Origin of the sequence: Maridesulfovibrio spiralis (SeqCode), from assembly GCF_048571135.1 — a bacterium.
Taxonomy (GTDB): Bacteria; Desulfobacterota; Desulfovibrionia; order Desulfovibrionales; family Desulfovibrionaceae; genus Maridesulfovibrio; species Maridesulfovibrio spiralis.
The window spans coordinates 911801-925074 of sequence record NZ_CP182344.1; the positions used below are offsets into that span (position 1 = coordinate 911801).

At 51.1% G+C, this 13274-nt stretch carries 11 protein-coding genes; all 11 read left to right on the forward strand.

Annotated features, from left to right (window positions below):
• Positions 1 to 114: 114 nt before the first annotated feature.
• The 11 genes from ACNI29_RS04100 (at position 115) to lon (ending at position 13192) form a co-directional block, all read left to right on the forward strand.
• Positions 115 to 570, forward strand: coding sequence for a deoxycytidylate deaminase (locus tag ACNI29_RS04100; RefSeq protein WP_419780913.1), 456 nt, complete (start codon positions 115 to 117; stop codon positions 568 to 570).
• The gene (ribD, locus tag ACNI29_RS04105) at positions 554 to 1687 is read left to right on the forward strand and encodes a bifunctional diaminohydroxyphosphoribosylaminopyrimidine deaminase/5-amino-6-(5-phosphoribosylamino)uracil reductase RibD (RefSeq protein ID WP_419782082.1); all 1134 of its coding nucleotides are present in this window, start codon (positions 554 to 556) and stop codon (positions 1685 to 1687) included. Before ACNI29_RS04100 ends, ribD begins: the two co-directional genes overlap by 17 nt.
• A gap of 1 nt (position 1688) precedes the next feature.
• Positions 1689 to 2345 carry a riboflavin synthase gene (locus tag ACNI29_RS04110; protein ID WP_419780914.1) on the forward strand — a complete coding sequence of 219 codons (657 nt, stop codon included), beginning with the start codon at positions 1689 to 1691 and terminating at the stop codon, positions 2343 to 2345.
• Between the two features lie 287 nt (positions 2346 to 2632).
• On the forward strand, positions 2633 to 3850 hold the full coding sequence (locus tag ACNI29_RS04115; RefSeq protein ID WP_419780915.1) for a bifunctional 3,4-dihydroxy-2-butanone-4-phosphate synthase/GTP cyclohydrolase II: 1218 nt from the start codon (positions 2633 to 2635) through the stop codon (positions 3848 to 3850).
• Positions 3851 to 3865: 15 nt separating this feature from the next.
• A complete protein-coding gene (ribH, locus tag ACNI29_RS04120) occupies positions 3866 to 4336 on the forward strand; it encodes a 6,7-dimethyl-8-ribityllumazine synthase (RefSeq protein WP_419780916.1) in 471 nt (156 codons plus the stop codon).
• 196 nt (positions 4337 to 4532) lie between these two features.
• Positions 4533 to 4994, forward strand: coding sequence for a transcription antitermination factor NusB (gene nusB / locus ACNI29_RS04125; RefSeq protein ID WP_419780917.1), 462 nt, complete (start codon positions 4533 to 4535; stop codon positions 4992 to 4994).
• A 318-nt stretch (positions 4995 to 5312) separates the two neighbouring features.
• A complete protein-coding gene (gene leuS, locus ACNI29_RS04130) occupies positions 5313 to 7808 on the forward strand; it encodes a leucine--tRNA ligase (protein WP_419780918.1) in 2496 nt (831 codons plus the stop codon).
• Between the two features lie 245 nt (positions 7809 to 8053).
• Positions 8054 to 8551 carry an LPS assembly lipoprotein LptE gene (lptE, locus tag ACNI29_RS04135; protein ID WP_419782083.1) on the forward strand — a complete coding sequence of 166 codons (498 nt, stop codon included), beginning with the start codon at positions 8054 to 8056 and terminating at the stop codon, positions 8549 to 8551.
• 180 nt (positions 8552 to 8731) lie between these two features.
• Entirely contained in the window at positions 8732 to 9712 is a 981-nt protein-coding gene (gene holA, locus ACNI29_RS04140) for a DNA polymerase III subunit delta (RefSeq protein WP_419780919.1), read from the forward strand.
• A 221-nt stretch (positions 9713 to 9933) separates the two neighbouring features.
• Complete coding sequence (gene radC / locus ACNI29_RS04145) at positions 9934 to 10611, forward strand: RadC family protein (RefSeq protein ID WP_419780920.1); 678 nt, start codon at positions 9934 to 9936, stop codon at positions 10609 to 10611.
• 46 nt (positions 10612 to 10657) lie between these two features.
• Entirely contained in the window at positions 10658 to 13192 is a 2535-nt protein-coding gene (lon, locus tag ACNI29_RS04150) for an endopeptidase La (RefSeq protein ID WP_419780921.1), read from the forward strand.
• Positions 13193 to 13274 lie beyond the last annotated feature (82 nt).

Sequence of the window (13274 nt, forward strand, 5' to 3'; positions counted from 1 at the left end):
AGCCGCCGGAGGCAAAATGCTTTCATAAAAAGCGCGAAGCGCAACATAATTCAAATAAAAACGGGCCTGAATATTCAGGCCCGTTTTCTCAGCTTCAAAGAAGGGAGCATTTTCATGGACAACAGAATGCCTTGGCCGGACTATTTCATGCGCATAGCGCACCTCGTTGCAGAGCGCGCCACCTGCACCCGCCGCAAAGTCGGTGCTGTTGCAGTTCTGGATAAACGCATCCTTGCCAGCGGCTATAACGGACCGCCCTCCGGCACAGCACACTGCGCCGACGTCGGCTGCATCCGCGAAAAAATGGGAGTACCCTCCGGCGAACGCCATGAACTCTGCCGCGGCCTACACGCCGAACAGAATGTCATCATCCAGTGCGCCACCCACGGTGTATCCATGAAAGGAGCAGAAATTTACTGTACCACCCAGCCCTGCCTGATCTGCACAAAAATGCTGATCAACGCAGGCGTCAGCGCGATCTACTATTCCGAAAGCTACCCGGACGAATTGTCCGAACAGATGCTTAAAGAAGCCGGAGTCAAATTTGCTTTTCTTGAAATCGACATCTAATCCCGACGAAACCTTCATGGCCCGTGCTGTTGAACTGGCCATGCGCGGACGCAACCGCACTGCCCCCAATCCAACGGTGGGCGCCGTCATAGTCCGTGACGGTCAGATTGTCGCCGAGGGTTATCACCGGTTCTGCGGTGGGTTGCATGCAGAACGGGAATGCATTGCCGATGCAAAATCCAAGTCCGTGGACATGAGCAAGTGTACCATGTACGTGACTCTGGAGCCCTGCAATCACCACGGCAAAACTCCTCCCTGCACCGAAGGCATCCTTGAAGCCGGAATCCAGCACATCGTTGTAGGCACACGAGACCCCAACCCCAAGGCAGCCGGTGGAATCGAATATCTTGAATCCAATGGAGTGCGCGTTGATCAGGGCGTGCTCGAAGAGCAATGCAAAGACCTGATTTCAGATTTTCTGTGCTGGCAGTTCAAGGACCGGGCCTACTCCATCCTGAAACTGGCCTGCACCATCGACGGCAAGATTGCCGGCGCTACCGGAGCGCAGGAAGCAGTATCCTGCCCGGAATCATTTCAGGACGTACAACTGCTGCGCTCCATGGTCGGCGCGGTAATCGTGGGCGGCAACACCCTGCGTGAAGACAACCCCAGCCTGAATTGCAGGCTTGATCCCCTTCCTGCGGGATTCAGCCAGGCCAAGGCTGTCGTGGTTACCGGGAAACTGCCCGAAAACCACGAGGAGTACACCCTCACCACCGCCCGCGCTACGGAAACAATTTTCTGGACCACAGAAGAACAGGCAGCTACAAAAAACGCTACGGAACTGAAAAAGAAGGGAATTGAGATAGTCCCTCTTCCCAGCGGCGAAAAAGGACTTATATTTGAGAACGGATTCAAAATGTTGCGCCAAAAGCACGGTATACTGCGCACCCTCTGCGAAGGTGGCGGCAAGCTGGCTTGTTCCTTGACAGAGCAGGGTCTGGTTGATGAATTCGTAATGTATCAAGCACCCAGAATTCTGGGCAATGTGCAGGGCCGACCGAACTTCGCAGGTTCAGACAATGTGCTCATCAGCGAGACCATGGACCTGCGCGTAAGTCGCGTTGAACAGAGTGGCCGTGATTTAAAAATAGTTTTCAAACCCGAAGGACAATAGCATGTTCACCGGACTGATTCAGGGAAAAGGACGCATTGAAAATGCCGAGAACAGAGGCAACGAAACCCGCTTCAAAGTCAGTGCGCCCAAGATCAAAGATTACGAAAAAGGCGAATCCATCGCCATCAACGGGGTCTGCCTCACTGTAGAAACCTACAGTGACAGTTGGTTCACCTGCTACGCCAGTAAGGAATCCATGTCGGTAACCAACCTCGGCAACCTGAAACGCGGCTCCATGGTTAACTATGAACGCGCACTGGCTATGGGCGACCGTCTGGGGGGACATATTGTTTCCGGGCACGTGGATTGCCTCGGTCATGTTGAATCTGTCCGCCCCGAGGGAGAATCCAAGATTTACCGCATAAAGTTTCCCATTGAGCACGGTAAATATGTGGTCACCAAAGGTTCTGTCGCACTTGACGGAATCAGCCTGACAGTCAACGATTGCGGGGACGATTACCTTGAGGTAAACATCATTCCTGAAACTCAGGAAGAAACCACCATCTCGCAATGGACTCCGGGTTATCCGGTAAACATTGAGACCGATGTCATCGGAAAATACGTGGAGCGCATGGTCGCACCATGGACCGGCAAAAAGTCTGATGACAAACCGCAGAGTAAGCTTACAATGGACTTCCTGCGTGAGAATGGATTCTAATTTGAGGTGATGCGCTTCGCGCTTTTGATAAAAATATTTCGCCTCCGGCGGCTTAAACCCTTTTGCAAAAGTGTTTAAGAATCCCAAAACCTTTTATCAAGGTTTCGCCGACAGGACTCTTGAAAGACTTCTTTATCTTCAAGCACCTGAAATAAAAGAAATAAAAAGTATAAAAAACATATTTCACCCTTTGTGCATTTTGATGTATGAAGACTGACCTGTTTGTGAAAAAACGGACAGCGATTTTTTTAAATAACTCCGCTTGTCGGAGCAAGAGGATAACAAATATGCCTTTCTGCACTATTGAAGAAGCAATTGAGGACCTCCGCGAAGGTAAAATGGTCATCATGGTTGATGATGAAGACCGTGAAAACGAAGGTGATCTTGTCTGCGCAGCAGAAAAAGTGACCCCTGAAATCATCAACTTCATGGCAACTCACGGCAGAGGGCTTATCTGCCTCGCCATGTCCGGTGAGATTGTTGACCACCTGAAGCTGCCGCTCATGGCCCAGTCCAACGCATCCCAGTTCGGTACCAACTTTACCGTTTCCATCGAAGCACGTGAAGGCGTAACCACTGGTATTTCCGCTGCAGACCGCGCCACCACTATTCTGGCCGCTGTTAAAGACGGTGCCGAAGCTGAAGACATTGTCTCCCCCGGCCATATTTTTCCGCTGCGCGCCAAAGAAGGCGGCGTTCTTGTCCGTGCCGGACAGACCGAAGGCAGTGTTGACCTCGCCCGCCTCGCAGGCCTTAAGCCCGCAGGCGTAATCTGCGAAATCATGAAGGACGACGGCACCATGGCTCGTCTTCCCGATCTCAAGATATATGCCAAAGAGCACGACCTCAAAATCTGCTCCACCGAAGATCTGATCAAATACCGCATGAAATTCGGCAGCCACACCGTGACCCGCGAAGCTGACGCTGAACTGCCCACCCGCTGGGGTGATTTCAAAGCTTCCGCCTTCCATTCCACTGAAGATAACCGTACCCACATTGCCCTGATCATGGGTGATGTTCAGCCCGGTGAACCTGTTCTGGTCCGCGTACACTCCGAGTGTCTGACCGGCGATGTTTTCGGTTCCCAGCGTTGTGACTGCGGCGATCAGCTGGCATCCGCCATGTGCATGATCCGCAACGAAGGCAAAGGTGTACTGCTTTACATGCGACAGGAAGGTCGCGGTATCGGCCTCGGCAACAAAATCAAGGCCTACCATCTGCAGGATTTGGGCTGCGACACTGTTGAAGCCAACGAAAAGCTCGGCTTCGCACCCGACCTGCGTGAGTACGGAACCGGAGCACAGATTCTGGTCCAGCTCGGAATTACCAAAATGAAACTTATGACCAACAACCCTAAAAAGATTGTCGGTCTTGAAGGTTACGGTCTCGAAGTTACCGAACGTGTGCCCATTGAAATGGACGCCTGCGAAATGAACCTCGATTACCTGAAAACCAAAAAAGACAAGATGGGCCACATGCTGGATCATCTTGAAGATAAAAAATAAAAAGGGAGAAGCACCATGCCTCATATCAAAACCATTGAAGGTCAGCTCGATTCCAAAGGTCTGAAAATCGCACTCGTAGCCGGTCGTTTCAACGACATCATCGTTGACAGACTGGTTGGCGGCGCAGTTGATTACCTTGCACGCCACGGCTGCGACAAGGAAAACATGACCCTGATCAAAGTACCCGGTGCATTCGAAATTCCCGTGGTTACCAAGAAACTTGCTGAATCCGGCAAATATGACGGTATCGTGGTTCTCGGTGCTGTTATCCGCGGCGCGACTCCCCACTTCGACTATGTCTGCAACGAGTGCGCAAAAGGCGTGGCTCAGGTAAGCATGGACAATGACCTGCCCATCGGTTTCGGTCTGCTGACCTGTGATACCATTGATCAGGCTGTTGAACGTGCCGGCTCCAAAGCTGGCAACAAGGGCGTTGAAGCAGCTTCCGCTATGCTGGAAACTGTCCGCGTTATGGAGCAGATTTAACTAGAGCTTGAAAATTAAAGCCTGTTTATACTTAAACAATCTTAATTACTGAACATAATTTGAAGGCATACGGTCTCCGTCCCGCTGTTCGGAGACCGTATGCCTGTTGTGTTGTTTTAATAACAATTTAGATGTATCTTGCGTTGCACAGTAACTACAGTCCACTGTGACCCGCAACCGCAGGATAGTGATGCAGATGTCCCAGACTAAAGGTTTACGCAGAAAAGGCCGCATAATTGCTTTTCAGGTACTTTACGGCCTGAGTTTTGTCCCTCCCCACGGCGGATGGACATGTGAACGTATTTACAACCAGAGCCCCGCAGTGCTTCGTGAAACAGAGGAAGAACTCATCCTCTACGCCCGCGAACTGCTGCTCGGAATCTGGAATGCACAGGAAGAACTTGACGAAGTAATCAGTCGCTACTCCAAACATTGGAAGATCGGAAGAATTGCGAAAGTTGAACTGGCAATCCTAAGACTAGCCGCTTACGAACTGATCCACAAAGCCGATATCCCCCTCAAGGTGGGTATCAACGAAGGCATTGAACTGGCTAAAAAGTTCGGCGACGGCAATTCCCGCAACTTCATCAACGGTATCCTCGACGCAATTGCCCGCGATATCGATACCGGCAAGTTCAAAGCGGATAAGAATTTCTAGGAATGCCTCCGGCGGCCCTACCGGGAGTCACCACGGGTCTCAGCAGCCACTAAACTCGAAGCAAAGCTTCTCGTTAAATGGCTACAAGGCCTTCGGGGACCAAAGAACCCTTTGAAAAGGGTTCTCTGGACTCTCCCAAACTTTTTTAATAAGGCTTCGCCGCTTCGTATATAAAAGCTACCTTCTAAGCATAAAATGCGAAGCATAATAAAAACGTTTTGGGATTCTTAAACCCTTTTGGAAAAGGGTTTAAGGCCCCCGGCAGGGTTCCCCGAAAGGGCCGCCGGAGGCAACATCCCAACATAAAAGGATTTCATAATGGGTTTTGGGAAATACGAACCGGAATTGATTGAGAACAAGTGGCAGAAGGAATGGACCGAGAAGGGTGCTTTCAATGTGGAAGCCGACGAGTCCCGTCCCAAGTACTACGTGCTGGAAATGTTTCCCTACCCTTCCGGGAAAATCCACATGGGGCATGTACGCAACTACTCCATCGGTGATGTTGTTGCCCGTTACAAACGCATGAAGGGTTTCAATGTGCTCCACCCTATGGGTTGGGATGCATTCGGTCTTCCTGCCGAGAACGCGGCTATCAAGCACAACACCCACCCTGCTGAATGGACTTACGCAAACATCGACGACATGCGTACCCAGCTCAAACGTCTGGGCTACTCCTACGACTGGCGTCGTGAACTGGCGACCTGTCATCCCGGCTATTACAAATGGGAGCAGCAGTTCTTCCTTAAATTTCTGGAAAAGGGCCTGGTTTACCGCAAGAAATCCCCGGTTAACTGGTGTGAAACCTGTCATACCGTTCTTGCTAACGAGCAGGTTGAAGAGGGCCTTTGCTGGCGCTGTGACACCGAAGTTATCCAGAAGGAACTTTCCCAGTGGTTCATGCGCATCACTGATTACGCTGAAGAACTGCTCGAGAGCCTTAACGGACTCGAAGGCGGCTGGCCGGAACGCGTTATCACCATGCAGCGCAACTGGATCGGTAAATCCATCGGTGCGGAACTCGACTTCGAAGTTGAGAACTCCGATGAAACCATCAGCGTTTTCACCACCCGTCCCGACACCCTTTTCGGTGCAACTTTCATGTCTCTGGCTGCCGAGCATCCCATGGTGGAAAAACTCATCGAAGGCAAGCCTGAAGCAGACAAGGTCCACGAATTCGTACAGAAAGTATCCAATATGGACCGTATTGTACGCGGAGCTGACGACCTCGAAAAAGAAGGTGTTTTCACCGGTGCCTACTGCATCAACCCGCTTAATGGCCTGAAGATGCCCATCTATGTGGCAAACTTCGTACTCATGGGCTACGGTACCGGCGCAGTAATGGCTGTTCCCGCACACGACCAGCGCGACTTTGAGTTTGCCCAAAAATACGAACTGCCCATGCAGGTAGTCATCCAGCCCGAGGGTGAAACCCTCAATCTGGACGAAATGACCGAAGCATACAGTGCTCCCGGTGTGCTGACCAACTCCGGTGAATTCGACAACATGCCCAACGAAGAAGCCAAAGGCGCGATTGTTGATTACCTCGGCAAATCCGGAAAAGGCAAAAAGTCCATCAACTACCGTCTGCGTGACTGGAATATTTCCCGCCAGCGTTTCTGGGGTTCACCCATTCCGGTAATTTACTGCGACGATTGCGGAATCGTACCCGTACCGGAAAAAGATCTGCCCGTAGTTCTGCCCGAAGATGCGGTCATGAACGAAGACGGTCGCTCTCCGCTGCCGGACATGGAAAGCTTCCATAAAGTGGTCTGCCCCAAATGCGGCAAGATGGCCACCCGTGAAACTGACACCATGGATACCTTTGTGGAGTCCTCATGGTACTTCATGCGCTACACCGATTCCCGCAAAGACGATGCTCCCTTTGACAGCAAGTCTCTCGAATACTGGACTCCTGTTGACCAGTACATCGGCGGAATCGAGCACGCGATCCTGCACCTGCTCTACGCAAGATTCTTCACCAAGATCCTGCGCGACGAGGGTTACACCGAACTCAGCGAACCGTTCAAGAACCTGCTCACTCAGGGTATGGTACTTAAAGACGGCGCCAAAATGTCCAAATCCAAGGGCAACGTTGTCGACCCCAACGCAATGATCAACAAGTACGGTGCAGACGCCACCAGACTGTTCATCCTCTTCGCTTCCCCGCCCGAAAAAGACCTCGAGTGGTCTGATCAGGGTCTGGAAGGAGCGCACCGCTTCCTGAACAGAATCTGGAGACTGGCTGAAGAGTTCGAAGGCAAGCTCAGCGCGACCGGCGCATGTGCCAAGCCGTCCATGGAACTTTCTTCCGATGCCAAGAAACTGCGCCTCAAGGAACACGAGACCGTTAAACGCGCCAGCCGTGACATGGAGAACAAATTCCAGTTCAACACTGTCATCGCCGCAAGCATGGAGCTGGTCAATGAGATATACTCTCTCAAAGACAAACTCATGGAAACCGAAGACGGCCGTTTCGTCCTCTCCTCCGCATACAGCACCGTTCTGACCGTGCTTTCCCCCATAGCACCGCACATCTGCGAAGAGCTTTGGGCTGCCATGGGTTATGAAGGCTACATCGCCGAAGTAGCATGGCCTGAACACGATGAAGACGCACTTGTTACCGACGAAATCCTGATCATCATTCAGGTTAACGGTAAAATGCGCGGCAAACTGTCCGTACCCGCTGCTGCTTCCAAAGAAGAAATCGAAGAAACAGCACTTGCCCACGAAAACGTGACCAAGCACACTGATGGTAAAACCATCCGCAAAGTCATCGTAGTTCCCGGCAAGCTTATTAATATTGTTGCAAATTAGCCCTTCGGGGACCAGAGAGGGAAACTTTTGAAAAAGTTTCCCTCTCTGGACTCTCCCTTCAAAACTTTTTTATCGGGCTTCGCACTCTTACTTTAGAAAATTATAAAATTAGCGAAGCCTAACCCGAATGAAACCATTAAAAGGTTTTGGGATTCTTAAACCCTTTTGCAAAAGGGTTTAAGGCCCCCGGCAGGGCCGCCGGAGGCAAATCCCGGCAAAGACAAGGAGTTAGAGCTGTGGTTGTTATGAATTATGTGAAGAAGCTGATCCTGCTGCTGTGTATTGTTTTTGCCGTCAGTGCCTGCGGATACCACAACTCTGCATCCGAGCCGAACAGAGTAGGTGAACAGTACCGCGAAATCGCCATCAACAAAGTGGAGAACCCCACTCTCGAACGCTGGTTGGAGCCTAAAATGCGCTCCATGCTTCGTGATGAGATCACCCGCCGCGGTCAGTTGACCTGGACTGACAAATCCAAAGCCGAAGCACTGATCAATATCAGAATCATCGAACTCTCCGACGGCAGCCGCATTCTTGGTAATAAGGATACCACCCTGAAATACGATATGACCCTCAAAGTCCAGATGAAAGTCACAAGTGCAGCCGATGGAACACTGCTCTGGAACTCCGGTCCGGTATCTGTAACTGAATCCTACTACACCGATCAGGAAGATGAGACCAGACAGCTGATCACCAAGCTCATGGTCCGCCGTCTCGTAGATAAAATGAATCAGGCCTATTAATTTCGTATACCGGAAATTTACAGCACGATTTTCCACACTGACACTACCGCATAGCGAAACAATACAATTAAAACGTTTTGGGATTCTTAAACCCTTTTGGAAAAGGGTTTAAGGCCCCCGGCAGGGCCGCCGGAGGCAAAATCAAATCGTCAAAAAGCAAAGCTCTCCAAAAGGAATTTAATGTCCAGACCCGGATACATGTTTCTCATCTGCCCTGACGCAGAGCTGCTGCACGCAAATATTTCCGAGCTTCAGGAAAAGCACGGGGCTACTGATTACGAGAAAAAAGTATACTGGGCTGACGAAGACCTGCCCCCGCAATTCTGGGACGACCTCACTTTGCAGACCCTTTTCGGCTCAAGCAAAGTGGTTATCCTGCGCCGCGCCCATAAGCTGAAAGCTGCGGTCTGGGACAACATCGATAAAACAGTCGCTTCCCTTTCAAGCTCATCATTTCTTTTCATCTGCCTTGAAAGCCAATGGAAGGGTAAGACTGCCCCAGTTCCGGCTGTACTTAAAAAACGCAAATGCTGGAAATTTGCTGACAAACAGAAATGGTTCTGGAAATCTGCAGGACTGGATGAAAGATCCATCTCCGGATTTGTTGGCAAATGGGCCAGAACAAACGATTTGCATATAGACAGCACGGTGCTGAATGCCCTTTCCAAAGCCTTGCCCAAAGACGCCCGCGCTGCTCGTCTGGAATTGGACAAACTTGATCTAGCAGCCGGACCTGACCGAAAAATTTTAATGGAACACATTGGCCTTATCGCCCATTCAGAAGAAATGGACTTCTTCGCTTTCATGCGATCCATGTCTGAAGGCGGAGATCCAGTTGAAATCTGGCGTAGAGTGCTGACCAATCACAGCGAAAAAGATTCTATGATCTTCATGCTCACCGCATCATTGACCCGCGAAGCACGCGCCCTGTGGATGATGATTCATGGCGAAGACTCGGAAGTTCGCCTGCCTCCCTTCGTTAAAAAACAAAAGCAGGGACTGGCCCAACGCCTCGGTCCGGCCCGCATCGCCCGTCTTTTCGATATCGTCATGGAAGCGGAAATCGGCATCAAAACCGGTCAACGTAAGCCTGAACAGGCACTTGAACTGCTTGTTGCTTCCCTGACCTCTCTCTTTGCTCCCCCTGCACGCAAACGTTAGACCACCCTTTCATCTTTTTGACCGTGTAAAAAGATCATTTTTACACGGTTTTTGCGTTTTTAAGCCTACTTTACATCATTTCACATGTTAAACAGGTTGCTTTGCACCTTCATCCGGTTTATCTCCTTTAAAAGGAAATCCGTGCCTCCTTCTAAGACTTTTATCTAAATCAGGCTCTCGATTTAAACGTAGCACTTGCCAAAGCATACATACTATTTATTATGAATGATAAACCTCATTATCACGGTCACCGCCAGCGGCTGAAAGAACAGCTGGGCAAAGATGCCACATCTCTTCGAGATTATGAGATTCTTGAATTGTTTCTCGGGCAGGCTATTCCCAGAAAGGACACCAAGCCTCTGGCCAAGGAGATGCTCACCGAGTTCGGTTCACTGGGCGGAGTGTTCAAAGCCCCGCAGGAGCAGCTGAAGAAATTCAAAGGCATAGGGCCGGGGGTTTTAGCATATTTTGCGCTCATGCGTGAATTCTGGACCAGAATTGCAGAAGAACCCATGAAAGAAGAAGGTGCGCTTTCTTCTCCGGAAGCAGTGAGTAAAGCCGCCATGGCCCGCATCGGCAATCTGTCCAAGGAAGAATTTTGGATTGCGCTGGTCAACAACCGTAACAAGGTTATCTGCTGGGAGAAGCTCTCGGAAGGGACAGTGGATAAAACGGCTGTTTACCCGCGCGAAATAGTGGCGCAGGCTCTGCGGCATAATGCCAGCGGAGTAATTCTGAGCCACAACCATCCCGGTGGTGATCCTTCCCCCTCACCTGAAGATATGGAGAGGACCATGGAGGTCGCCGCACTCTGTCAGGACATGGAAATACGCTTGCTTGACCATGTCATTGTGAGCTCGGAGCGGTTCTACAGCTTCAAAGAAACAGGATATTTGTAATTTATATATAAAATGACAACCATTTCTTACATAAAAGGATATTGCGTTGAAGAAAAAAAAATCACCCATCAAACCGCTTAAACTGAACAAGAAAGATACAGCTGACGTTCAGGAAAAAGCAAAGCAGCAACAAGAGCCGAATCAGGAAGCAAAGGAGGCAGGCAATGATCAAGGTTTGAACAAACCCCCGGTTTCCCCGCTGAATGTGCTCCATGATGCCGCCGACCTGCTCGAAGATGCAGGCAGTATCCCGGAAGAAGCCTATGTGGATATCCCCACAACCCTTCCGGTGCTCGCAGTGCGGGACATTGTTGTCTTCAACTATATGATCCTGCCCCTTTTTGTGGGCCGGGAAAAATCCGTCAATGCCGTTGAAGCGGCCATGACTGGAAACCGCTACGTCATGGTCCTGACCCAGAAAGACGAAAGCGTTGAAAATCCCGAACATGACGATCTCTACCTCACCGGTACAGTGTGCATGATCATGCGCATGCTCAAGATGCCCGACGGCCGCTTGAAAGTACTGGTACAGGGAGTTTCACGGGCCAGGGTCAAAAGGTTTATCGGCTCCGATCCTTTTCATATTGCTGAAATCGAGGCAATTCCCGAAGCTGAATCCGGTGAACTGGATGCCACTCAGGAAGCACTGGTCCGCTCTTCCCGCGAGCAGAGCGAAAAGATCCTGACCCTTCGTGGTATTTCTTCCGCCGACATCATGAGCGTACTGAACAACGTGGACGAACCGGGCCGCCTTGCCGACCTGATCGCCTCCAACCTGCGCATGAAAGTTGATGTGGCTCAGTCCATCCTCGAATGCGGCGAGCCTGTTGAACGCCTGACACTGGTCAACACCCAACTGACTCAGGAAGTTGAAGTGGCCTCCATGCAGAACAAGATCCAGTCCATGGCTAAAGAAGGAATGGACAAGGCACAAAAAGATTTCTACCTGCGAGAGCAACTCAAGGCCATCAAGAAGGAACTCGGCGAATCCACAGACGAAGCTGAGGAAGCCGAAGAAATACGTGCGGCCATTGCCAAGGCAAAAATGCCCAAGGAAGTGAAAAAAGAAGCGGAAAAGCAACTCCGCCGCCTTGAAGCAATGCATCCTGAAGCATCTGAAGCAACAGTTATCCGCACCTATCTCGACTGGATGATCGAGATTCCGTGGTCCAAGCAGTCGCGCGACCGTCTGGACATCATCGAAGCCAAGAAGATTCTCGATGAAGACCACTATGATCTCGAAAAGGTCAAAGAACGCATCCTTGAATACTTGAGTGTGCGTAAGCTGAACCCTTCCATGAAAGGTCCCATCCTCTGCTTTGTGGGCCCTCCGGGTGTCGGTAAAACATCACTGGGACGTTCCATCGCCCGCAGCCTGAAACGTAAGTTCCATCGCATGTCCCTTGGCGGAATGCGAGATGAAGCCGAGATTCGCGGTCACCGCCGCACTTACATCGGCTCCATGCCCGGACGCATCATTCAGGGCATCAAGCAGTGCGGAACCCGCAACCCGGTGATCATGCTCGACGAAATCGACAAACTCGGTTCCGATTTCCGTGGCGATCCTTCATCCGCTCTGCTGGAGGTACTGGACCCGGAACAGAACAACTCTTTCACCGACCATTACCTGAACGTGCCTTACGACCTGTCCAAAGTTATGTTTATCTGCACCGCCAACGTGCTGGATTCCATTCCCCGTCCGCTGCTGGACCGTATGGAAGTTATCCGCATCCCCGGTTACACCGAGCATGACAAGGTCAATATTGCCAAGCGTTACATCCTTGACCGCCAGTGCAAGGAGAACGGGCTGAAGGAAGATGAAATGATCATGGAAGATGAAATCATCGCCAAGATCATCAAAGAATACACCCGTGAAGCCGGGCTGCGTAACCTTGAGCGCGAAGTCGGCGCGGTCTGCCGTAAGCTGGCCCGCAAGAAAGCTGAAGGCGAAGCCAGTCCTTTCGAGGTCACCGCAGACAACCTGCATAAATACCTCGGTATTCCCAAACATCTTGAAGATGAGAAGGAAAGCGAACTTCCCGCAGGTGTGGCTCTTGGTCTGGCATGGACCCCGGTCGGCGGTTCAGTGCTGCATGTGGAAGTTTCCGCCATGCCCGGTAAGGGCAAACAGCTGCTTACCGGACAGCTCGGCGATGTGATGAAAGAATCCGCACAGGCTGCGGTATCTTTCGCCCGCCTCCACGCTGACGAGTACGGTATCAGCCCCAAGTTCCACGAAGAGCAGGACCTGCACATTCACGTGCCTGACGGCGCAACCCCCAAAGACGGCCCTTCGGCAGGTGTAACCCTCGTCACCGCACTTGTTTCCGCGCTGACTGGAATCCCGGCCAACCCGGAACTGGCCATGACCGGTGAAATCTCCCTGCGCGGACGAGTGCTCCCCGTAGGCGGCATCAAGGAGAAAATTCTCGCTGCCGTATCTCTGGGTATGAAACGGGTTCTTATCCCTTCCCAGAACCAGAAAGACCTTGAGGATATACCGGAAGAGCTTCTGAAAAAGATCGAGATCACACCAATCGAGCGAATCGATGAGATCTGGCCCATCGCCAAGACCAAGTAGTTCGAACGGTTAAATGAAAATTAAAGGCCCGCAAGCAAAAAATACTTGCGGGCCTTTGTTTTTCAAATCCAAAAAATACGAG